Here is a 22,479-nt window from a genome sequence, read left to right as displayed (position 1 = left end):
ACCGTCATGAAACCCGTCGTTCCCTTCATCGCCCGGATCTCTGCCGAGGAACGTGCGGAATGGATGGTGCAGTTTGAAACGCTGATGCCGCAGATCGATGTGCGGCCACTGGCCACGATGGACGCCGCAGAGCGCCTGTCGGCGCGCGTGGCCATTGTCGCCAATCCGGATCCGGCGCATCTGCATGAACTGCCGGGTCTTGTCTGGGTGCAGAGCCTGTGGGCCGGGGTGGAGCGGCTGCTGGGCGAGCTGATCGGCACGGATTTTGCCATTGTCCGCATGACCGATCCGCAGCTGGCGGAAACCATGGCGGAGGCGGTGCTGGCCTTCTCACTCTATCTCCACCGGGATATCCCGCTCTATCTGACGCAGCAGCGCGAGAAGATCTGGGCCGAAGCCCTGCCACGCCTTGCGGCTGACCGGCATATCGGCATCCTCGGGCTGGGGAACCTCGGCAAGGCTGCGGCGCGGCGCCTGCTGGCCAATGGGTTTCCGGTCAGCGGCTGGAGCCGCACGCCTGCCAAAGTGGAGGGGGCGGAGTGTTTCAGCGGTGAGGAGGGGCTGCAGCGGGTGCTGTCGCGCTCGGATATCGTTGTTGTCTTGCTGCCGCTGACGCCGGATACGCGCGGCCTGCTCAACACGGCTCGTCTTGCCATGCTGCCGCGCGGCGCCGGGCTTATCAATTTTGGCCGGGGACCGATTGTCGACCAGCCGGCGCTGCTGGCCGCTCTTGACGAGGGACAGGTGTCCCATGCGGTGCTGGATGTGTTTGCGCAGGAGCCGCTTCCGGCGGACAATCCCTGCTGGAGCCATCCGTCGGTCACCGTGCTGCCCCACATCAGCGCGCCAACAACACCGGCGACGGCCGCCCGGATCGTGGCGGCCAATCTTTCGGCCTATTTCGAGCGCGGCGAGATCCCGCCGGCAGTGGACCGCCAGCGGGGCTACTGATCACCCGTTCAGCAGAGCTTCCAGGTCTGCGAAGTCGCTGAAGGCGGCTTCATGCGGCAGGGCCGTCACCGGGCTCTTGCGGTAGCCTTCGGTGAAGAGGAAGAAGCGCGCCTTGGCTGCCACGGCGGTTTCCGCATCCACTTCGCTGTCGCCCACATAGGCAAAGCCCGGATCTTCCGGCGAGAGGGCCAGCACCTTGGCCGCATAGGCGAGCGGGGCCGGATCCGGCTTGCGGGTGTTCAGGGTGTCACCCGTCACCACCACGTCGAAAAAGTCGCTCCAGCCGAGGGCCGCGACCAGATTGTGCGTTGGCGCGCCGGGCTTGTTGGTGCAAAGCCCAAGACGGATGCCGCGTGCTTTCAGGGCGTGCAGGGCCGCTTCCACGCCGGGGAAGGGCGGGTTGGCGCTGCCGGGGGCCTGCGCATAAAGCTCTTCGAAGCGCTCCACCCGCTCGGCCAGCAGGCCGGCATCACCGCTGATGCCGCGTGCCGCCAGCGCCCGCTCGACGAAGCGCGCCGCGCCATTGCCGATGTAGCTGCGCGCTTCCGTGACGGAGAGGGGGGCGAGATCCAGTTCGCTCATCAACGCATTGCCGATGTCGGCGATGGCCTGCACGCTGTCGACCAGCGTGCCGTCCAGATCGAAAATGACCGCCTTCATGCCTTGGCTGCCGCATTGCCCGCGCTGCGGATGGCCTCGATCTGCGCGGCATAATGGGAGGCCGTCTCGGGCGTGCCGCCCTTGAACACGGCGGAACCGGCCACCAGCACATTGGCACCGGCCGCCGTCACCAGAGGCGCGGTTTGCGGGGTGACGCCGCCATCCACCTCGATATCGATCGGGCGGTTGCCGATCATGGCCTTGATCCGGGCGATCTTGTCCACCACGGCAGGAATGAACCTCTGTCCGCCAAAGCCGGGGTTGACGCTCATCACCAGCACCAGATCCAGCCGGTCGAGCACATATTCGATGACGCTTTCGGGCGTTGCCGGGTTCAGCGAGACGCCGGCCTTCTTGCCCAGATTGCGGATGGCCTGCAGCGACCGGTCGAGATGGGGCCCGGCTTCTGCATGCACGGTGATGATGTCGGAGCCCGCCTTGGCGAAGGCTTCCAGATAGGCATCGCAAGGGGCGATCATCAGATGCGTATCGAACACCTTGGCGGTGTGCGGGCGCATGGCGGCGATGATGTCCGGGCCAAAGGTGATGTTGGGCACGAAATGGCCATCCATCACGTCCAGGTGGATCCAGTCGGCACCGGCGCCGTCGATGGCGCGGATCTCGTCACGCAGGCGCGAGAAATCGCTGGCCAGCATGGAGGGTGCAATCAGGGTGTGGCTCATGGTGTCACTCCACAAGGATGGCCCGCAGTTCTGCCGGCCTGTTCCGGGGCTTGTGCCCTTTGGCGAAAGGATTGCCGCACTGCGGCATAGACGAGGAGGTAGCCGCAGCAGCGGCGGCTGTCATCCTCTTTCTTGCGAAAAGCCGCCGTGGCGGCTTATCCGCCGCAGATCACTGTCTTCGTGCCCCATTCCCGGCAGCGTGCGCTGAGGGCAGGAGAGAGCGGCCGGTCGGTGAAAAAGGTGTCGATCTCGCTCAGCGAGGCAATCCGCACGGGCGCGCCGCGCAGGAACTTGGAGTGATCGCTGACCAGAAATGTCTTGCGCGCCTGCCGGATGATGGTCTGGCTGACGCCAACTTCCTGAATGTCGAAGTCCAGCAGATCGCCATCTTCGTCCAGCGCCGAGCAGCCGATGACGGCAAAGTCGAAGCGGAACTGTTCGATGGTGCGCATGGTCAGCGTGCCGACCAGACCGCCATCGGTGCGCCGCAGCGCCCCGCCCGCCACAATGACCTGACAGTCCGGATTGGCGGCCAGGATATTGGCGACATTCATGTTGTTGGTCACTGCCATGAGATTGCGGTGGTGCAGAAGTGCGCGGGCTACCGCTTCCGTGCTGGTGCCGATGTTGAGAAACACGGACGCGTTTTCCGGGATGGCTTTCGCGCAGGCCTCTGCAATGGCGGCCTTCGCCTCACGGTTCAGGCTGCGCCGGTCCTCATAACCTATGTTGGAGACGCCGGAGGGCAGGATCGCGCCGCCATGCACCCGTTCCAGTCGGCCACTGTCGGCAAGATCGGCCAGATCCCGGCGGATGGTCTGCACGGTCACGCCGAAATGAGCGGCAAGCTCTTCGACGGTCACTTTCCCCTGCTGGCGGGCGAGTTCGAGAATCTCGGGCTGGCGGAAGCTCTGGGACACGGCATATTCCTTTTTGGATGCGCAATATGTTCGGTTTGGTTCCCTTTTTCAAGCTTCAGGCGTGAGGGCGAATGCTTGCCGGGGAAGGGCCGGGCCTTCTGCGGTGCGGGAGAAAGCGTGCGATGCACAAGAAACTCATGCTGTTATGCAGCAAGGCCCGTTTGCAGACTGTTTCCGCAAGCTGGTGCCGGTCAAGTGATTGACCTTACGTGAGAAAACAAAACCGAACAGAAACGAAAATCAGCGATTGACGAAAGCCCGCCTCTTATGGTTCGTTTGTGTTCACAAATGTCCGGTTTCAGGAGGCCTTTCCCCGTGATGTCGCAGCAGGACCAGGTGGTCGATCTCTTTATCATCGGTGGCGGCATCAATGGCTGCGGCATTGCCCGTGATGCGGCGGGGCGCGGTCTGTCCGTGGCGCTGGCCGAGATGAATGACCTGGCATCTGCCACCTCTTCGGCCTCCACAAAGCTGTTCCATGGCGGGTTGCGCTATCTCGAATATTTCGAGGTCCGGCTGGTGCGCGAGGCGCTGATCGAGCGGGAAACGCTGCTGGAGGCAATGCCGCATATCAGCTGGCCGATGCGTTTCGTGCTGCCCTATCACAAGGACATGCGCTTTGAGGGCGAAACGCCGACGTCAAAGCTCCTGAACATGGTGATGCCCTGGATGAAGGGCCGCCGCCCGGCCTGGCTGATCCGTTTCGGCCTGTTCCTGTATGACAATCTGGGCGGCCGCAAGATCCTGCCCGGCACCACGACGGTCAATCTGAAGTCCGGCCCCGAGGGTGAGCCGCTTCAGGACCGCTTTGCCAAGGCCTATGAATATTCCGACTGCTGGATCGAGGACTCGCGCCTTGTGGTGCTGAACGCCCGGGATGCTGAGGCGCGCGGCGCCGAGGTGATGGTGCGCACCCGCGTGGTCTCCGCCGAACGGGTGGATGGCCTGTGGTCGATCGTGCTGGAAGACTGCAGCACCGGCGCCCGCACCAGCCGCAAGGCGAAGATGCTGATCAATGCCGGTGGCCCCTGGGTCGGGGATGTGATCCGCAACACCGTGCGCTCCAATTCGCAGGACGGCGTGCGCCTCGTGCGCGGCAGCCACATCGTCACGAAGAAGCTCTTCGATCACGGCAAGTGCTACTTCTTCCAGGGCGAAGATGGCCGCATCATTTTCGCCATTCCCTACGAGACGGACTTCACGCTGATCGGAACCACGGATGCCGACCATCCGGAGCCGGGCATCAAGCCGGTCTGTACGGAGCAGGAGCGCGACTATTTGCTGAGATTCGCTTCCGGCTATTTCAAGCGTCCGGTGACGGTTGATGATATCGTCTGGAGCTATTCCGGTGTGCGCCCGCTCTACAATGACGGCGCCAAGTCGGCGACGGCGGCGACCCGCGATTATGTGCTGAAGGTGGAAGAGACGGGCGGTGCGCCGCTGCTTAACGTCTTCGGTGGCAAGATCACCACCTACCGCAAGCTCGCCGAGCACGCGCTGGAAAAGATCGTGCCCTATTTCCCCGGCGCTGCCGGGGCCTGGACAGCCCGTGTGCCGCTTCCGGGCGGCGACTTTCCGGTGCAGGGCGTAGCGAAGCTGATCGGGGACCTGCGCGCCGCGTATCCGTTCCTTGATGAGCGCTGGGCCACGCGCCTGGTGAAAGCCTATGGCACCGAGGCGGCAGGTATTCTGGCTGGTGCGGCAAAGGTGGAGGACCTTGGCCGTCACTTCGGATGGAACCTGACCGAGCGGGAAGTCAACTGGCTGATCGATAAGGAATATGCGCGCACCGCAGAAGATGTGGTGTGGCGCAGATCGAAACTGGGCCTTCGTCTGAGTGCCGTGGAGGTGGCGGCACTGGACGAGTGGATGAAGAGTACCTGCGCGCTGCGGCTTGGGGAGGTTGCAGCTCAGTAGGAGGAATTGGGAGGAGGGAATACATGACCCTGGTCCTGGAGAATGTCTCCAAGGTCGTGGGTGCGAATACGCACATCCACACGACGAACCTTACCTTGCGTGAGGGAAGCATGAACGTCCTGCTTGGACCGACTTCGGCCGGCAAGACGTCTCTGATGCGCCTGATGGCCGGCCTTGATCAGCCGTCTGCGGGCAAGATCCTCTGGAACGGCACGGACGTGACCGGTGTGCGGGTGCAGGATCGCGCCATCGCCATGGTCTATCAGCAGTTCATCAACTACCCGGCAATGACCGTCTATGACAACATTGCCAGCCCGCTGCGGCTGATGGGCAAGTCCGCTGCGGACATCGACAGGGCGGTGCGTCAGACCGCCGAGATGATGAAGCTCACCCCGATGCTGCAGCGCAAGCCGCTCGAGCTCTCGGGCGGCCAGCAGCAGCGCTGTGCGCTGGCACGTGCGCTGGTGAAGAATGCAGGTCTGGTGCTGCTCGATGAGCCGCTCGCCAACCTCGACTACAAGCTGCGCGAGGAACTGCGCGTCGAAATCCCGAAGATCTTCGAGGCCTCCGGTTCGATCTTCGTCTATGCGACGACGGAGCCGGAAGAGGCACTGCTGCTCGGCGGCAACACGGCGACGCTCTGGCAGGGCCGTGTGACCCAGTTCGGCCCGACGCCGGAGGTCTACCGCCGTCCGGTCGATGCCACGACGGCGCGCGTTTTCTCCGACCCTCCGATGAACTTCCTTCAGATCGCCAAGGCCGGTGCCCGGCTGATGTTCGGTGATGGCCAGTCGATCCCGGCCGCCGGCAAGCTGTCGGATCTGAGCGATGGCCGCTATATCGCGGGCTTCCGCCCCAATCATCTGGAACTGCACCGGCACAGCGCCGATGCCATGGAGTTTACGGCGCATCTGATGGTCACGGAGATCACCGGGTCGGAGACCTTCGTGCATCTGGAGCACCATGGCGAGCGCTGGGTGGGGCTTGTGCATGGCGTGCATGACCTGGCCCTGGGAACGGCGCTCAAGGTCTATCTCGATCCTTCCCATGTCTATGTCTTCGGACAGGACGGTTCGCTGGTGGCTCCGGCCGCCTATGCGCTGGCGGCGTGAGGAGGGACCCATGGCCAAGATCACGCTCGACAATCTCGCCCATTCCTACAATCCGCGCCCGAAAAACGAGGACGACTTTGCGCTCAAGGAACTGAACCACGTCTGGAACGATGGTGAGGCCTATGCGCTGCTCGGCTCGTCCGGTTGCGGCAAGTCAACGCTTCTCAACATCATTTCCGGTCTGCTGGTGCCGAGCCAGGGCCGCATCCTGTTCAATGACACCGATGTCACCGGGAAGGCGACGGCGGAACGCAACATTGCGCAGGTGTTCCAGTTCCCGGTCGTCTACGACACGATGACGGTGCGCGGAAACCTTGCGTTTCCGCTGAAGAACCGGGGGGCGAGTGCGGCCTATGTTGCCGAGCGCGTGCAGAAGATTGCCCGCATGATCGGCATGGAAGAGGTGCTGGACCGCAAGGCACGCGGGCTGACCGCCGATGCCAAGCAGAAGATTTCACTTGGCCGCGGCATGGTGAGGGAGGATGTCAACGCGCTGCTCTTCGACGAGCCGCTGACGGTGATCGACCCGCATATGAAGTGGGAACTCAGGACGCAGCTGAAGTCGCTGCATCACGAGTTTGGCCACACGATGATCTATGTGACGCATGACCAGACCGAGGCGCTGACTTTCGCCGACAAGGTGGTGGTGATGTATGACGGCCGGGTGGTGCAGATCGGCACGCCGCAGGAATTGTTCGAGCGGCCCGCCCACACATTCGTCGGCTATTTCATCGGCTCGCCGGGCATGAACCTGATGGATGCCAGGGTCGAGGGCAACTCGGCCTATGTGAACGGGGCAACCATTCCGCTTGGCCACGGCTATTCAGGCCTGGACGGCAAGATCCAGATCGGTGTGCGTCCCGAATTCGTGCGCCTGTCGGAGACTGAAGGCCTGCCGGTGAAGGTGCGCCGCGTCGAGGATGTGGGGCGGCACAAGATCGTCCGGGCCGAGTTCTTCGGTGCTGACATCAACATCATTGCGGGCGAAAGCGACCCCGTCACATCCGGCATGACCCGCGTGGTGTTCGATCCCGCGCATGTCAATGTCTATGCCAACAGCTGGCGCGTTACGGGGGAGGCGGCCTGATGGAAAAGACAGTCAATCACAAGGCCTGGTTCCTGGTCCTGCCCGTCCTGCTGCTCGTCGCCTTCTCGGCGGTGATCCCGCTGATGACGGTGGTCAACTATTCGGTGCAGGACACGTTCGGCAACAACAAGTTCTTCTGGGCGGGTGTTGAATGGTTCGATGACATGCTGCGGTCCAAGCGCCTTTGGGATGCACTGGGCCGCCAGTTGGTCTTCTCGGCCGTGATCCTTGCCATCGAAATCCCGCTCGGCATTTTCATTGCTCTCAACATGCCCAAGCGGGGCTTCTGGGCCTCGTTCTGCCTCGTGCTCATGGCGCTGCCGCTGCTCATTCCGTGGAATGTGGTGGGCACGATCTGGCAGATCTTTGCCCGTGTCGATATCGGCCTGCTGGGCGCAACGCTGCATGGCCTGGGCATCTCCTACAACTATACGCAGGATGCCGTTGCCGCCTGGGCCACTGTCATCGTCATGGACGTCTGGCACTGGACGTCGCTGGTGGCGCTGCTGGCCTATGCCGGTCTGCAGTCGATCCCCGACGCCTATTATCAGGCGGCAAAGATCGATCAGGCGAGCCGCTGGAGCGTGTTCCGCTACATCGAGCTGCCGAAGATGCAGGGCGTCTTGATGATCGCCATCCTGCTGCGGTTCATGGACAGCTTTATGATCTACACAGAGCCCTTCGTGGTGACGGGAGGCGGGCCGGGCAACTCGACGACCTTCCTGTCCATCGACCTCGTCAAGATGGCTCTCGGCCAGTTCGATCTTGGTCCCGCCGCTGCCTTCTCGATCATGTACTTCCTTGTGATCCTGCTGATTTCCTGGGTGTTCTACACCGTGATGACCAACCTCGACAAAAGGGAGGGCTTCTGATGGGTGCCGCAACCACGACCGCCACCATCCCGGCCCGGCGCCGCAGTTCTGCCCGCATCGGCATAAACTCCCGCGCCGTAGTGATGGCTCTCTATCTGATCTTCCTGCTGCTGCCGATCTACTGGCTCGTCAACATGAGCCTGAAGACCAACACGGAGATCCTGTCCACCTTCTCGCTGTGGCCGCAGAGCCCGACGCTGGCCAATTACATCACGATCCTCACCGATCCGAGCTGGTACATGGGCTATGTCAACTCGCTGATCTATGTGGTGATGAACACGGTGATTTCGATCACCGTGGCGCTGCCGGCGGCCTATGCCTTTTCGCGCTACACGTTCCTCGGCGACAAGCACCTGTTCTTCTGGCTGCTGACCAACCGCATGGCCCCGCCGGCCGTGTTCGCGCTGCCCTTCTTCCAGCTCTATTCCTCGGTCGGACTGTTCGACACGCATATCGCCGTCGCTCTGGCGCACTGCCTGTTCAACGTGCCGCTGGCCGTCTGGATCCTGGAAGGCTTCATGCGGGGCGTGCCGAAGGAAATCGACGAAACTGCCTATATTGACGGCTATTCCTTCGGCCGTTTCTTTGTGAAGATCTTCATGCCGCTGATCGCGAGCGGCATCGGGGTGGCGGCCTTTTTCTGCTTCATGTTCTCCTGGGTCGAGCTGCTGCTGTCGCGCACGCTCACCTCGGTGAATGCCAAGCCGATCGCCGCCACCATGACCCGTACGGTCTCGGCGTCTGGAATGGACTGGGGCGTGCTGGCAGCTGCCGGTGTGCTGACAATCATCCCGGGGGCGCTGGTGATCTACTTCGTCCGCAACTACATCGCCAAGGGCTTTGCCCTGGGCCGCGTCTGATCTGAGGGAGAACAGATATGGACTGGATGGCCTGGACTGCTCCGACCGCGATTTTCTTCGCAACGATAGCGGCGCTGCTGGTGATCTTCACCGTGCTAGCGATCCGCTTTCCGGAGACGCCGCGCACCGGCGTGCTGCGGATCGAGACGACCCGGGGGGATCGTCTCTTCATATCCCTTCTGGGCTCAGCCTTCATCACGCTTGGCTGGCTCGCCGCCTTCGGTGCTCCCCTGTGGGGGGCTCTGATCGCCTGTCTCGTCTATGCCCTGGCGGTTTTCCGCTGGGTCTGACGGGCAGGCAACCTGATCTCACGATCATGAAACTTCGGGAGGAAATGGAATGAGAGTGTTTTACACCTCCACCGCCATGGCGCTCGCCATGCTGGTCGGAAGCGGAAGCGCCTTTGCTGACATGGAGGCAGCAAAGAAGTTCCTTGACGCGGAAATCGGCGATATGTCGGCGCTGTCACGCGCCGATCAGGAAGCCGAGATGCAGTGGTTTATCGACGCTGCTGCTCCGTTCAAGGGTATGGACATCAAGGTCGTTTCCGAAACGATCACCACCCATGAATACGAAGCCAAGGTTTTGGCCCCTGCCTTCACCGCAATCACCGGCATCAAGATCACCCATGATCTGATCGGCGAAGGCGATGTGGTGGAGAAGCTGCAGACGCAGATGCAGTCGGGCGAGAACATCTACGACGCCTACATCAATGACTCGGACCTGATCGGCACCCACTGGCGCTACCAGCAGGCCCGCAACCTGACCGACTGGATGGCGGACGAAGGCAAGGACGTCACCAATCCGGGCCTTGATCTGAGTGACTTCATCGGCATCAAGTTCACGACCGGTCCGGACGGCAAGCTCTATCAGCTGCCCGATCAGCAGTTCGCGAACCTTTACTGGTTCCGGTATGACTGGTTCAACGACGAGAAGAACAAGGCGGACTTCAAGGAGAAGTACGGCTATGAGCTCGGCGTACCGGTGAACTGGTCGGCTTATGAGGATATCGCCGAGTTCTTCACCGGCCGGGAAATCGACGGCAAGAAAGTCTATGGCCACATGGACTACGGCAAGAAGGACCCGTCACTCGGCTGGCGCTTCACCGATGCCTGGCTGTCGATGGCTGGTGCCGGCGACAAGGGCGAGCCGAACGGCCTTCCGGTCGATGAATGGGGCATCCGCGTCAACGAAAGCTTCCAGCCGGTCGGCTCGTGCGTGGCCCGTGGTGGCGACACCAACGGCCCGGCTGCGGTCTACTCGATCGCCAAATACATCGAGTGGCTGAACAAGTATGCGCCTCCGGCCGCTGCCGGCATGGTGTTCGGCGAAGCCGGTCCGGTGCCTGCCCAGGGCGAAATTGCCCAGCAGATCTTCTGGTACACCGCCTTCACCGCCGACATGGTCAAGCCGGGTCTTCCGGTCATGAACGAGGACGGCACGCCGAAGTGGCGCATGGCTCCCTCGCCGCATGGCGTGTACTGGGAAGAGGGCATGAAGGTCGGCTATCAGGACGCTGGCTCCTGGACGCTGATGAAGTCCACTCCGGTTGACCGTGCCAAGGCGGCCTGGCTCTACGCCCAGTTCGTCACCTCCAAGACCGTGGATGTGAAGAAGAGCCATGTCGGCCTGACCTTCATCCGCGAATCCACGCTGCAGCATGACAGCTTCACCGAACGCGCTCCGAAGCTTGGTGGTCTGGTCGAGTTCTACCGCTCGCCCGCCCGCCTGCAGTGGTCGCCGACCGGAACCAACGTTCCGGACTATCCGAAGCTGGCTCAGCTGTGGTGGCAGAACATCGGTGATGCCTCCTCCGGTGCAAAGTCCCCGCAGGAAGCCATGGATGCGCTTTGCGCAGAGCAGGAAAAGGTGCTGGAGCGCCTGGAGCGTGCAGGCGTGCAGGGCGATATCGGCCCGAAGCTGAACGAGGAGCAGAGCGCCGAGTTCTGGTTCGACCAGCCGGGCGCACCCAAGCGCAAGATCCCGGACGAGAAGGAGCAGCCCATTACCGTTTCCTATGATGAGCTGATTGCCTCGTGGAAATAAGTAATTAGCTATCGACAATCGGGGGCGGGGCCGTAAGGTCCCGCCCTTGGGCTGACCGGGTCCGGGCGGAGAATGCCGCAGAGCCCGGTTGCATTGAACAACAAAGGTGCTCCTGTCACACGTGGACAAGAGCCGCAGGTGCAATCGAGGAGGCTGACTTGACCCATATTCTTGCCATTGACCAGGGCACGACTTCGAGCCGCGCGATCCTCTTCGACAAGCACATGAAGGTGGTTGCGAGCGCGCAGGAGGAGTTTCCGCAGATCTATCCCCAGTCCGGCTGGGTGGAGCATGATCCGGCGGACCTGTGGTCCACGACCGCCGGTTCCTGCCGCGCTGCGATTGAGCGTGCCGGGCGCACGGGCCGCGACATTGCCGCCATCGGCATCACCAACCAGCGTGAGACGACGCTGGTCTGGGACCGGAGCACCGGCCAGCCGGTCTATAACGCCATCGTCTGGCAGGACCGCCGCACGGCGGACCTGTGCCGCAAGCTGAAGGACGAAGGCCATGAAGCCATGGTCAGCGCCCGCACCGGCCTGCTGCTCGACCCCTATTTCTCCGGCACCAAGCTGAAGTGGATCCTCGACAACGTGGAGGGCGCCCGCGCCCGTGCCGAAAAGGGCGAGCTGCTGTTCGGCACGGTCGACAGCTTCCTCATCTGGAAGCTGACGGCAGGTGCCGTTCATGCAACGGACGCCACCAACGCTGCCCGCACTCTGCTGTTCGACATTCACAAGGGCGAGTGGAGCGCGGAGATCTGCGAGCTTCTCGATATTCCCATGGGAATGCTGCCGGAAGTGAAGGACTGCGCTGCCAATTATGGCAATGCCCGCGCCGACCTCTTCGGCCACGAGATCCCGATCATGGGCGTTGCCGGTGACCAGCAGGCCGCGACCGTGGGGCAGGCGTGCTTCAAGCCGGGCATGCTGAAGTCCACCTATGGCACGGGCTGCTTTGCCCTGCTCAACACCGGGGACAAGCCAGTCGTCTCGCAGAGCCGGCTGCTCACCACCATCGCCTATCAGATCGGCGGCAAGCGCACCTATGCGCTGGAAGGCTCCATCTTCATCGCCGGTGCCGTGGTGCAGTGGTTGCGCGACGGACTGAAGATCATCCGCGAAGCCAAGGAAACCCAGCCGCTGGCCGAGCAGGCTGATCCCGGCCAGCACGTGATCATGGTGCCGGCCTTCACCGGCCTCGGCGCGCCCTACTGGCGTCCGGATTGCCGCGGCGCCATCTTTGGCCTCACCCGCAACTCCGGCCCCGCCGAGTTCGCCAAGGCAGCGCTGGAAAGCGTCGGCTACCAGACCCGCGATCTCCTGGAAGCCATGCAGGTGGACTGGACGGATGCAGCCGGAAAGCCCGTGCTGCGCGTCGATGGCGGCATGAGCGCCAGCGACTGGGCCATGCAGTTCCTCTCCGACATCCTCGGCGCCCCGGTTGACCGGCCGCAGGTGCTGGAGACGACGGCGCTGGGCGCTGCCTGGCTCGCCGGCATGGCGGCTGGCGTCTATCCGGACATGGAAGGCTTTGCCGAAAGCTGGGCCATCGAAAAGCGCTTCGAGCCTGCCATCGGCGAAGACGAGCGCCAGCGCAAATACGGCGCCTGGAAATCCGCCGTCACCGCGACCATGAGCCTTTGAGCCATTGACATCCCGTGATCCGGCATGTGCAGTCAGCGTGTGCCGGATCACACAGACAGACTTATAGTGCGCCGCATTTTTGCGCGCTTGCGATGTTGCATCGCAGCGTCAGCCGGGTTAGGTAAAACCCCATAAGTCATCAGGACCCGGTGCAATTCCGGGTGGCTCTTCCGGCCGCCGATCCGCCGGACAATTCACATGATCGCGCATGCAAGGACGTTCTGCCGGCTGGTAATACCGCCGGACTGCGCAGGTCATCTGAACGGATTTCTCATGATCTCACTTTCCGCTTACCGGAACCAATGGTTCGGCAATGTGCGCGCCGACCTGCTTTCTGGCCTGCTCGTGGCCCTTGCCCTCATCCCTGAGGCCATCGCCTTTTCGATCATCGCCGGGGTCGATCCCAAGATCGGCCTCTATGCCTCCTTCTCCATTGCCGTCATCACCGCCATTGCGGGCGGACGGCCGGGCATGATTTCCGCCGCGACGGCTGCAACGGCCGTGCTGATGGTCACACTGGTGAAGGAGCATGGCCTGCAATATCTGCTGGCGGCGACCATTCTTGCCGGTGTGCTTCAAGTTGGGGCAGGGCTGCTGCGGCTGGGCCACGTCATGCGCTTCGTCTCGCGCTCGGTCATGACCGGTTTCGTCAATGCGCTGGCGATCCTCATCTTCATGGCGCAGCTGCCGGAACTGATCGGCGTGACGCCGCTGACCTATGTGATGACGGCAGCCGGTCTCGGGATCATTTATCTGTTTCCCTACATCACCCGGGCGGTGCCTTCGCCGCTCGTCTGCATCTTCGTGCTGACGGGTCTTGCCATCTGGTTTGGCCTTGATGTGCGCACGGTCGGCGACATGGGCGAGCTGCCCTCTACCTTGCCGGTGTTCCTTCTGCCCGAAGTGCCGCTGACGCTGGAAACCTTCCTGATCGTGCTGCCTTACTCGGCGGCTGTTGCGGCTGTGGGCCTGCTGGAATCCCTGATGACCCAGCAGCTGGTCGATGAAGTGACCGATACGCCGTCCGACCGCAATCAGGAGTGCATCGGGCAGGGCCTTGCGAATTTCGCCACCGGCTTCATTGGCGGCATGGCGGGCTGTGCCATGATCGGCCAGTCGATGATCAATGTGAAATCCGGCGGGCGCGGGCGCCTGTCCTGTTTCGCGGCGGGCGTCATCCTGCTGTTTCTCATCGTGGTGCTGGGGGATTGGGTGAAGCAGATCCCCATGCCTGCGCTGGTGGCGATCATGATCATGGTGTCGGTGGGCACCTTCAGCTGGACATCAATCCTCAACCTGCGCAGCCATCCGCGCTCTTCCTCCATCGTCATGCTGGCGACGGTCATCTGTGTGGTGGCAACCCATAACCTTGCCATCGGCGTGCTGGTGGGTGTGCTGCTGTCGGGCATCTTCTTTGCCTGGAAGATCTCCCAGTTGTTCCGCGTCACTTCGGAGCTTTCCGCCGATGGCAGCAGCCGGACTTATGTGGTTGAGGGGCAGCTGTTCTTTGCTTCGGTCGAGGATTTCTATGCGGCCTTTGACTTCCGCGAAGCGCTGGACCGGGTCACGATCGACGTCAGCCGTGCGCATATCTGGGATATTTCCAGCGTCTCGGCGCTGGACATGGTGGTGCTGAAATTCCGCAGGCTTGGGGCGAAAGTGACCGTCACCGGCCTTAACGCGGCCAGCGAGACAATCGTGGACAAGCTCGCGCTCCATGACAAGCCGGGTGCGCTCGACAAACTCAGCGTACACTGACGCAGAATGAAGTCACGGCACGCGGGGGCAGCCGTGCAGGCTGCCCCCGCTTGTGTTTTCATGCCTCAGAGGAAGACGGCCTCTCCCGTCCCATGCGGCACGGCTTGCGGGCGCTCGCAGGTGGTTTCCAGCGTGATGCGCCGGCCTTCGTCCGAGGAACGTTCGAGGCTTTCCATGATCTCCAGCACATGCAGCGCCAGCGCGCCATTTGCCCGGTGCGGGCGGCCGGTACGGATGGCGGCGGCCATGTCGAAGACGCCGGCCATGCGGTAGTCGGCGACCTCCCGCCCATCGCGCAACGGGCGGTTCGGCGCGCCGAAGGGCAAGTGCGAAATGTCCTGCGCTTCCCACTCACCATTGCGGGCAGACAGGAGAACCTCGCCACCGAAGAAGTTCGGGTCCGGGTTGAGGATGCTGCCTTCCGTGCCGTAGAACTCGATCGGCTTGCGCCCGTGCTTCCACACGTCCCAGGAGGCGGTGAAGGCGACATTGGCGCCATTGGCGAAGGCGAGCACGCCGTTGACCGTGGTCGGCACCTCCACCGTCAGTTCCTTGCCGTTGTGCGGCTCGCTGGTGATGACGCGCGTCTCCCGCCCGCGCGAGGCATGAGCCACGACGCTTTCCACCGGCCCCAGGCAATTGACCAGCTGGGTAATCGGATAGCAGCCGATATCCAGCACCGGCCCGCCGCCCCTCTGGAAGAAGAAGAACGGGTTGGGATGCCACATTTCCATGCCGGGGGTGGCGAAGGTGACGGCACCGCCGACCACCTTGCCGATCCTGCCTTCGTCGATCAGCTCACGGGCGCGCTGATGGGCTGCGCCGAGGAACGTGTCCGGTGCCGAGCCGATCCTCAGCCCCTTGGCATCGGCGGAAGCAACCATTTCCTTCGCCTCCGCATAGGTGACGGCAAAGGGTTTTTCGGAATAGACGTGTTTGCGGGCCGCGAGGATCGCTCCACTGACGGTGGCATGGGCCTGCGGCACCGTCAGGTTGATGATCATTTCGATGTCCGGATCGGCGAGCATGGCGTCAACCGTCATGGCCTCAACGCCATAGGCCTCTGCCTTGGCGCGCGCGGCTTCCGCGTTGAGATCCGTCACCGCTTTCACCGAAACGATCTGCGATCTGGCGCCGCCGGTCAGATAGGCATCGGAGATGTTGCCGCAGCCGATGATGCCGAGTTTCATGGTCTTCATTTGTGTGCGTTCCTTCAGGCGCTGCGGGCGGTCTTGGCGGCTTCGCCGGAAAGGCCGGTGAGATAGGAATAGCTCTGGCGGGCGAAGGCTGCTGCATCGGCGGGCTTGTCATGCTCCAGCACCATAAGGCGGACGCCATAGCTGCGGGTGGCTTCGTGCAGCGCCGGCCAGTCCAGCGTGCCTGCGCCCACATTGGCCCAGCCGTCTTCATCAAGATTCTCGCCCTGCGGGGCGATGTCCTTCACATGGATGGCCGACAGCCGGTCCTTGTGCTTTGCCATCCAGGCGAGCGGGTCCGCGCCGCCGCGCACCAGCCAGGCAAGATCCGCCTCGATCGTCAGCGGAGAACCGGCGGAAGCCTCGATCAGCAGATCAAAGGGGATCGCACCACCGGCACAGGGGAACAGCTCCCAATGGTGGTTGTGATAGCCAAGGTCGATGTTCCGGCTCTTGAGGCGCACGGCCATTTCACCCAGCTCCACACCGAGCTTGCGCCAGTAGTCGGCGGGCATGCCCTCGCGCTCTCCGGCGGGGACGGCGGGCATGTAGAGCTGGGAAATGCCGATTGCCGCAGCCTGATCCGTCACCCAGTCGAACCGTTCGCGCAGGTCCGCCAGCCCGACATGACCGGAGGGGGCGGTCATCCCGTGCTGGTCGAGCAGGGCGCGTGTTTCCGTGGCATTGGCCAGATGCGAGCCGATGGTTTCCACATGGCGGAAGCCGATGGAGGCCAGCGTCTCAAGCTGACGGGCGAGGTTTCCATAGTCCCGCAGGGAGTAAAGCTGGATGGAGATGATGTCCTGCATGTCGATTGCTCCAGTGAGATGAGGGAAGAAGGGGCGGAGTCAGAGGCGTTCGCCATCCTCTGCGCCGAAGAGCGAAAGCTGATCCGCGTCAAAAGCGAGGCTGACGGCGGTGCCAAGTGGATAGCTGACGGTGCCGGGCAGGCGGATCTGCAGCGAAATGCTGTCATTGGCGCACCACATCAGATTGTCGGCGCCGTGGGTTTCCAGCAGATCGACCCGGAAGCCCGGCTGGGCATCGGGGGTGTTGACGCGCACATGCTCCGGCCGCACGCCGAGCGTTGCGGGCATGGGCGCACGTACCGGCTCGTGGAAGCGGTACTGGCTCAGCGGCTGGAGGATGCCAGGTGCGGTGAAAACGGGCGCCCCGTCACCCGGCTGCACCGTGCCCTCGATGAAGTTCATGCGCGGGCTGCCGACAAAGCCAGCCACGAAGAGATTGGCCGGGTGGTGATAGATCTCTGCCGGGGTGCCGAGCTGCTGGATCTTCTGGTCCTTCATCACGGCAATGCGGTCGGCCAGCGTCAGCGCCTCGATCTGGTCGTGGGTGACATAGATCATGGTCGTGTTCTGCATCTGCTGGTGCAGGCGCTTGATCTCGACGCGCAGTTCATTGCGCAGCTGCGCATCGAGGTTGGACAGGGGCTCGTCGAAGAGGAACACATCCGCATCGCGCACCAGCGCCCGGCCAATGGCGACGCGCTGGCGCTGGCCGCCGGAGAGCTGGTCGGGGCGCCGGTCGAGAAGGTGGCTGATCTGCAGCATGTCTGCCGCGCGGCTCACCTTGGCGTCGATGCTGGGTTTGGGTGTCTTGGCCATGCGCAGGCCGAAGGACATGTTCTCCCGCACGCTCATGCGCGGGTAGAGCGCGTAGGACTGGAACACCATGGCGATGCCCCGGTCTTTCGGCTCTTCCCAGGTGACATTGCGCCCGCCGATGTGGATCTGGCCTTCATTGATATCGAGAAGACCGGCGATGGCGTTGAGCAGGGTTGACTTGCCGCAGCCAGATGGGCCGAGCAGGACGATGAATTCTCCGGCTTCGATATCGAGCGACATGCCGTCGAACACGCGGTGCTGGCCGAAGGCTACACTGACGTCACGGACTGAAACAGCAGACATGGCGTTATCCCTTGACCGCGCCGGCGGCGATGCCCCGCACGAACCAGCGTCCCGAGAGGAAATAGACCGCAAGCGGAACCAGCGCCGTGAGCATGGTGGCGGCCATGTCCACGTTGTAGGCGCGCTCGCCCTGGGTCGAATTGACGATATTGTTGAGCTGCACCGTCATCGGCAGGTTCTCCCGCCCGGCGAAGGTGAGGCCGAAGAGGAAGTCGTTCCAGATGCCGGTAACCTGCAGGATGGTGGCGACGATGAGGATCGGCGCCGACATGGGCAGGATCACCCGCAGGAAGATCGTCCAGAAGCCGCCGCCATCCACACGCGCCGCCTTGAACAGCTCGATGGGCAGGCCCGCATAGTAGTTGCGGAACAGCAGGGTCATCAGCGGCAGGCCGAAGATGACGTGAACCAGCACGATGCACAGGAGCGAGTTGTAGATGCCGGTGGTGGCGAAGATGCGGACCAGCGGATAGAGGAACACCTGATAGGGCACGAAAGCGCCGATCAGCAGGATGCCGAACATCAGGTTCGCGCCCCGCACCCGCCAGAACGACAGGGCATAGCCCGTGACGGCGCCCAGGGCGACCGAGAAGAACACCGATGGCACGAGGATCTTCAGCGAGTTCCAGAAGCCGGTGCTGATGCCGGAGCAGTCAAGGCCGGTGCAGGCCGAGGACCAGGCGCGCAGCCACGGCTCGAAGGTCAGCTCCTTCGGCCAGGCGAGAATGCTGCCAAGCCGGATTTCCTCCATGTCCTTCAGCGAGGTCATGAGCATGATCCACAGCGGCAGCAGGAAGTAGAGCGAGCTGATGACCAGGAAGGCATAGACACCGGCGCGGGCGAGGGTCAGGCGCTGGGGCTTGCGGCCCGAGGGGATGACGGTCTGGCTCATGCGTGCCTCCCGTGTTGCGGGCGGATGTAGCGGGCATAGACCCAGGGGGCGAGAACGCTGGCGACGGCGATGAGCATGGCCGTCGCGGCTGCTGTGGCGAGGCCGATGTTGTTGCGCTCGAAGAAGTGGTCCATCACGAACTTGGCCGGCACTTCGGAGGCTATGCCTGGCCCGCCGAGTGTCATGGCGACAACGAGGTCGTAGAGTTTGACCACGCCCGTTGCGAGCAGGACGACAGCTGTGATGATCATCGGCCCGAGCAGCGGCAGCACCACTGACAGATAGGTGCGCCAGACGGGAATTCCGTCGATGCGGGCGGCCTTCCAAAGGTCGGCATCAATGCCGCGCAGGCCCGCCAGCATGATGCACATGACAAGGCCTGCACCATGCCAAAGACCCGCGATGACCAGCGTGTAGATGACCATCTGCGGATTGACGAGCCAGTCGAAGCGGAAGGCCGGGAAGCCGAGGTCGCGGACGATCTGCTGCAGGCCGAGCGTGGGGTTGAGGAACCACTGCCAGGCAAGGCCGGTGACCACAAAGGACATGGCATAGGGATAGAGGAAGATGGTGCGGAACAGCGCTTCGCCGCGCACATTCTGGTCGATGAAGACCGCCAGCAGGAAGCCGAGGATCAGGCAGCCGGCGATGAAGAGCACGCCGAAGACGGCGATGTTCTCGACCGAGAGCAGGAAACGCTCGTTGGCGAAGAGGCGGGAATATTGCTGCAGGCCCACCCAGTCCAGCACGGGCAGAAGTTTGGAGCTGGTGAAGGACAGGCGGATGGTCCAGAGCAGGCAGCCGACAAAGACCACCAGAACAATGAGTGCCGTGGGAACGAGGGCGAGGGCGGCCGCCAGATTCCGCCGTTTGCGCATGCGCCCCCGTTCCGGCCGGACGGCCGGTAGAGCTATGGTCATGGTTACATACCCCTTGATGAGTCCCGGTCTGCAGGCTCCGGCAATGATGCCTGGGCACGCCGGAGCCCGCCGGAAGCTTGTCCGGTTCAGCCGGCCGATTGCATCGCGGAGATGAACCGGGCGACGAAGTCATCCGGGGTCATGGACGGGGTGCTCCAGAACTGGGTCACCACATCGCGGGTCGCGCCGACAAGGTCGGGCGAGGCGATGAAGTTGATGCTGGGCACCTGCTGTTCGGGGTCCTTCAGGGCGGCCATGCCTGTCTGTGCGCAGCTGTCCATGCCGCTCACATCCACATCCAGCCTGACCGGAACCGAGCCCTTTTTCGTGTTGAAGGTGACCTGGGTTTCGGGTGCCAGCATCAGTGCAGCCATGGTGGCCTGTGCGTCCTGGGCGCCCTTGTCACTGACTTTGGGAAAGACGAAGACATCGCCGCCCATGACATAGCCGCCGGGCATGACCGCGCAGCCGAAGTCCTTGCCGGCGGTCAGGCCTGCTGCGGTGAATTCGCCCTTGGCCCAGTCGCCCATGACCTGCATGGCGGCCTTGCCGGTGATCACCAAGCTGGTGGTGTCGTTCCAGTTGCGCCCCGGGCTGCCTTCGTCGGTCAATGTGCGCAGGGCGGCGAAGGTTTCGGCTGCCTTGCGGAAGCCTTCGCTTTTGGCCGCTTCCGTGTCACGGTCAGCATAGACCTTCTGGAAGACATCCTTGCCTGCTTCCGCCACGAGGATGGCATCAAACAGCAGATGATCCTGCCAGTTCTGGCCGCCATGGCCGAAGGGCACGATGCCGGCGTCGCGCAGCTTGGGGCCTGCGGCGATGATATCGGCAAAGGTCTTCGGCGGTTCCACTCCGGCCTTGGCCAGAGCCTCCGGATTGTAGAAGAGCCAGTTCTGGCCGTGGATATTGACGGGCACCGCATAGAAGCTGCCGTCGCGCGTGGTTGCGGTGACGATGTCCGGCGGCAGCACATCGCGCCACTTGTTGGCTTCCGCGATCTCGTCCAGCGGGCTCAGCATGCCGGTTGCCACCAGTTCATCAAACTGAAGGCCGGTGTTGAACTGCATCACGGTTGGCGGATTGCCGCCGACGATGCGGTTGATGCCTGCCGTCCGGGCATTGGGGCCTCCGGCGATGGCGGAATCTATCCACTCACCACCCTTGGCCTTGAAGGCTTCTGCAAACACCTTGATGGATTCGGATTCTCCTCCCGACGTCCACCAGTGCAGCACTTCCGCCTTCATCTCTGCGGCCTGGCCAGCCATGGGCATGGCAACGCAGACCGCCGTCACCATTAGGGTGCGATGAAACTTTTTCATATGGTCTCCTCCCGTTGAAACGATTTCATTGCCTCTTTGGATCTTTTGTAATCGTTTACATCAAAATGCATAGCACAAGCTTGCACCGCTTGAAAAGGGTAAATTTTTAGTAGGACAACCGGGAGGGTTGAGGGGCGGGCGGTTAGGTTGGCACTTTCTGATTTCGTGGTCACTGCCCTGAATTGCCACCCACGCAGAGACAGCCTTTGTGCCGGGACCTGTAAGGTGAGCACAGCCTTCCAGCTGTCTCAGGCTGCTGTTTTGGCGTGCGGCCTGTCCTGCCAGCGTAACCCAGTGCTTGCCTGCAGCGCAGTGCCGGATTTTTTGATGGAGCGGTGCGCCCCTGGCAGGTCCCGGCACAAAGGCCGGGACGGCGCGTGGGGGGGCTTAGGCCGCCTGTATGAGCCCTGCCTGCTTGCGCGCTCACCTTGCGCTGGCAGGTGTTCCCGTGCTGCCGCGCACGATGAGTTCCACCGGCAGCACCCGGTGCAGGGCCGGGGCGGTGCCGGTTTCGATCAGGTCCAGCAGCACGCCCATGGCTTCCTCGCCGATTTCGCGGCGGGGCTGGCGCACGGTGGTCAGCGGCGGGTTCGTGCAGCTGGAGAACTGGATGTCATCGAAGCCCATCACCGCCACATCCTCCGGCACCTTCAGGCCGCGCCGGGTCAGCTCCATGATCACGCCGATGGCCATTTCATCATTGGCGCAGAAGAAGGCCGTCGGGGGCTCCTCCATGCCATCCATGCTGGCTGCGGCCCGGACACCGCTTTCGATAGAAAAATCGCCGGGCAGCAGCAGGGCCGGGTCGAGCGGAATGCCGGCCGCTGCAAGTGCTGCGGCATAACCTTCCTGCCGCTGGCGCGTGAGGATGTTGCGCGCCGGGCCCGCCACATAGGCGATGCGGCGGTGGCCGGCGGCGATCAAATGCTCCGTGGCGAGCCGTGCTGCGGCCTGATTGTCGATGCCGATGAAGGGCAGGCCGGGCATCTCGATTTCCTCGCAGACCGAAATCATCGGCGGCGGATTGGCCGGAATGCTGCCCGCTGGCCAGGGCAAGCGGCCGGAGAGAAGAACCAGCCCGTCCACCTTGCCGGAACGCAGGTAGGACACGTAGGTTTCCTCGATGGCAGGGTCGTTCTCGCTGTTGCCGATGAGCAGGCCGTAGCCGCGCTGCTGCGCCACGGCCTCCAGTCCGCGCAGGATGCTGGCGAAAAAGGTGTTGCCGATGTCGGGCACGATGACGAGAATCATGCGCGTGCTTTTCAGCCGCAGGCTTTGCGCCATGGCATTGGCGGTAAAGCCGGTGCTGTCGATGGCGGCCAGCACCTTCTTGCGAGTGGCTTCCGCCACCTTTGCCGGATGGTGCAGCGCCCGGCTGACGGTGGCGATGGAAACACCGGCGAGGCGCGCAACGTCCTCGATCGTGGCGGTCTTGCTCTGCATGCTTGCTCCCGGTCTTTCGCATCCGCCGTCTTCTGCGGTACGCCTGCAACCCCAGACCTATGCCCTGCAATATTGCGTCTGTAAATGTTTACAGCTCCAATAAAAAGGTTTACATAAGCCGTGTAGGCCGTCTGGAGCATGATAATCCACGGCTTGCATCCGCGTTACCCCTGCCGGATGAAATGCAGAAACATGTTCCAGCACGCCAGACCCGGCGCCTCTCCTCGCAGCAGGTGAAGCCCGGAACAGGGGGATTTTGTCATCGCTCG

At 62.9% G+C, this 22,479-nt stretch carries 20 protein-coding genes and 1 other annotated feature; of the genes, 10 read left to right on the top strand and 10 right to left on the bottom strand.

Features of this window, described 5'->3' with window-relative positions; genetic code table 11:
* Window positions 1-6 precede the first annotated feature (6 nt).
* Window positions 7-951: a 2-hydroxyacid dehydrogenase gene (locus H163_RS0113085; RefSeq protein WP_019965044.1), complete on the top strand. Its 945-nt coding sequence runs from the start codon at window positions 7-9 to the stop codon at window positions 949-951.
* Here the strand turns inward: H163_RS0113085 and gph are convergent, their stop codons facing one another.
* The 3 genes from gph to H163_RS0113070 all read right to left on the bottom strand — a co-directional run bounded on the left by gph (window position 952) and on the right by H163_RS0113070 (window position 3,214).
* Window positions 952-1,611 carry a phosphoglycolate phosphatase gene (gene gph, locus H163_RS0113080; RefSeq protein WP_019965043.1) on the bottom strand — a complete coding sequence of 220 codons (660 nt, stop codon included), beginning with the start codon at window positions 1,609-1,611 and terminating at the stop codon, window positions 952-954.
* Window positions 1,608-2,294 carry a ribulose-phosphate 3-epimerase gene (rpe, locus tag H163_RS0113075; RefSeq protein WP_019965042.1) on the bottom strand — a complete coding sequence of 229 codons (687 nt, stop codon included), beginning with the start codon at window positions 2,292-2,294 and terminating at the stop codon, window positions 1,608-1,610. The genes gph and rpe overlap by 4 nt, the downstream gene beginning before the upstream one ends.
* Before the next feature lie 155 nt (window positions 2,295-2,449).
* Window positions 2,450-3,214 carry a DeoR/GlpR family DNA-binding transcription regulator gene (locus tag H163_RS0113070; RefSeq protein WP_019965041.1) on the bottom strand — a complete coding sequence of 255 codons (765 nt, stop codon included), beginning with the start codon at window positions 3,212-3,214 and terminating at the stop codon, window positions 2,450-2,452.
* A 318-nt stretch (window positions 3,215-3,532) separates the two neighbouring features.
* Between H163_RS0113070 and glpD the strand changes: the two genes are divergently transcribed.
* From glpD to H163_RS0113025, 9 genes are all read left to right on the top strand, one after another.
* Window positions 3,533-5,131, top strand: a complete 1,599-nt coding sequence (glpD, locus tag H163_RS0113065; protein WP_019965040.1) for a glycerol-3-phosphate dehydrogenase — start codon at window positions 3,533-3,535, stop codon at window positions 5,129-5,131.
* Between the two features lie 23 nt (window positions 5,132-5,154).
* Window positions 5,155-6,243 (top strand): ABC transporter ATP-binding protein, encoded by a 1,089-nt coding sequence (locus H163_RS0113060; RefSeq protein WP_019965039.1) that lies wholly within the window; start codon window positions 5,155-5,157, stop codon window positions 6,241-6,243.
* A 10-nt stretch (window positions 6,244-6,253) separates the two neighbouring features.
* A complete protein-coding gene (locus H163_RS0113055) occupies window positions 6,254-7,330 on the top strand; it encodes an ABC transporter ATP-binding protein (protein ID WP_026355807.1) in 1,077 nt (358 codons plus the stop codon).
* Entirely contained in the window at window positions 7,330-8,202 is an 873-nt protein-coding gene (locus H163_RS0113050) for a carbohydrate ABC transporter permease (protein ID WP_019965037.1), read from the top strand. The genes H163_RS0113055 and H163_RS0113050 overlap by 1 nt, the downstream gene beginning before the upstream one ends.
* Before the next feature lie 83 nt (window positions 8,203-8,285).
* A complete protein-coding gene (locus tag H163_RS0113045; protein ID WP_244296261.1) occupies window positions 8,286-9,062 on the top strand; it encodes a carbohydrate ABC transporter permease in 777 nt (258 codons plus the stop codon).
* Window positions 9,063-9,079: 17 nt separating this feature from the next.
* Window positions 9,080-9,352, top strand: coding sequence for a DUF2160 domain-containing protein (locus H163_RS0113040; RefSeq protein ID WP_019965035.1), 273 nt, complete (start codon window positions 9,080-9,082; stop codon window positions 9,350-9,352).
* Window positions 9,353-9,401: 49 nt separating this feature from the next.
* Window positions 9,402-11,108: an ABC transporter substrate-binding protein gene (locus H163_RS0113035; RefSeq protein ID WP_019965034.1), complete on the top strand. Its 1,707-nt coding sequence runs from the start codon at window positions 9,402-9,404 to the stop codon at window positions 11,106-11,108.
* Window positions 11,109-11,266: 158 nt separating this feature from the next.
* Window positions 11,267-12,754, top strand: a complete 1,488-nt coding sequence (gene glpK / locus H163_RS0113030) for a glycerol kinase GlpK (RefSeq protein ID WP_019965033.1) — start codon at window positions 11,267-11,269, stop codon at window positions 12,752-12,754.
* A 139-nt stretch (window positions 12,755-12,893) separates the two neighbouring features.
* Window positions 12,894-12,949 (top strand) — a sequence feature (sul1 is cis-regulatory element that is thought to sense ions involved in sulfur or methionine metabolism; They are found in Alphaproteobacteria).
* Window positions 12,950-13,027: 78 nt separating this feature from the next.
* Complete coding sequence (locus H163_RS0113025; protein WP_026355806.1) at window positions 13,028-14,512, top strand: SulP family inorganic anion transporter; 1,485 nt, start codon at window positions 13,028-13,030, stop codon at window positions 14,510-14,512.
* A 65-nt stretch (window positions 14,513-14,577) separates the two neighbouring features.
* Here H163_RS0113025 and H163_RS0113020 read toward each other — a convergent pair whose 3' ends face one another.
* The 7 genes from H163_RS0113020 to H163_RS0112990 all read right to left on the bottom strand — a co-directional run bounded on the left by H163_RS0113020 (window position 14,578) and on the right by H163_RS0112990 (window position 22,210).
* Window positions 14,578-15,711: a Gfo/Idh/MocA family protein gene (locus H163_RS0113020; protein ID WP_019965031.1), complete on the bottom strand. Its 1,134-nt coding sequence runs from the start codon at window positions 15,709-15,711 to the stop codon at window positions 14,578-14,580.
* 14 nt (window positions 15,712-15,725) lie between these two features.
* Window positions 15,726-16,517: a sugar phosphate isomerase/epimerase family protein gene (locus tag H163_RS0113015; protein WP_019965030.1), complete on the bottom strand. Its 792-nt coding sequence runs from the start codon at window positions 16,515-16,517 to the stop codon at window positions 15,726-15,728.
* A gap of 39 nt (window positions 16,518-16,556) precedes the next feature.
* Window positions 16,557-17,636 carry an ABC transporter ATP-binding protein gene (locus H163_RS0113010; protein ID WP_019965029.1) on the bottom strand — a complete coding sequence of 360 codons (1,080 nt, stop codon included), beginning with the start codon at window positions 17,634-17,636 and terminating at the stop codon, window positions 16,557-16,559.
* Window positions 17,637-17,640: 4 nt separating this feature from the next.
* Window positions 17,641-18,528, bottom strand: coding sequence for a carbohydrate ABC transporter permease (locus tag H163_RS0113005; RefSeq protein ID WP_019965028.1), 888 nt, complete (start codon window positions 18,526-18,528; stop codon window positions 17,641-17,643).
* On the bottom strand, window positions 18,525-19,406 hold the full coding sequence (locus tag H163_RS0113000; protein WP_019965027.1) for a carbohydrate ABC transporter permease: 882 nt from the start codon (window positions 19,404-19,406) through the stop codon (window positions 18,525-18,527). The genes H163_RS0113005 and H163_RS0113000 overlap by 4 nt, the downstream gene beginning before the upstream one ends.
* A gap of 128 nt (window positions 19,407-19,534) precedes the next feature.
* The gene (locus tag H163_RS0112995; RefSeq protein ID WP_040678859.1) at window positions 19,535-20,767 is read right to left on the bottom strand and encodes an ABC transporter substrate-binding protein; all 1,233 of its coding nucleotides are present in this window, start codon (window positions 20,765-20,767) and stop codon (window positions 19,535-19,537) included.
* A 423-nt stretch (window positions 20,768-21,190) separates the two neighbouring features.
* Window positions 21,191-22,210, bottom strand: a complete 1,020-nt coding sequence (locus tag H163_RS0112990) for a LacI family DNA-binding transcriptional regulator (RefSeq protein ID WP_019965025.1) — start codon at window positions 22,208-22,210, stop codon at window positions 21,191-21,193.
* Window positions 22,211-22,479 lie beyond the last annotated feature (269 nt).

The sequence above is a fragment of the Pannonibacter phragmitetus DSM 14782 genome (assembly GCF_000382365.1).
Taxonomy (GTDB): domain Bacteria; phylum Pseudomonadota; class Alphaproteobacteria; order Rhizobiales; family Stappiaceae; genus Pannonibacter; species Pannonibacter phragmitetus.
Note: the sequence above shows the minus strand (reverse complement) of the source record. Positions and strands in the feature narration are given on the sequence as shown.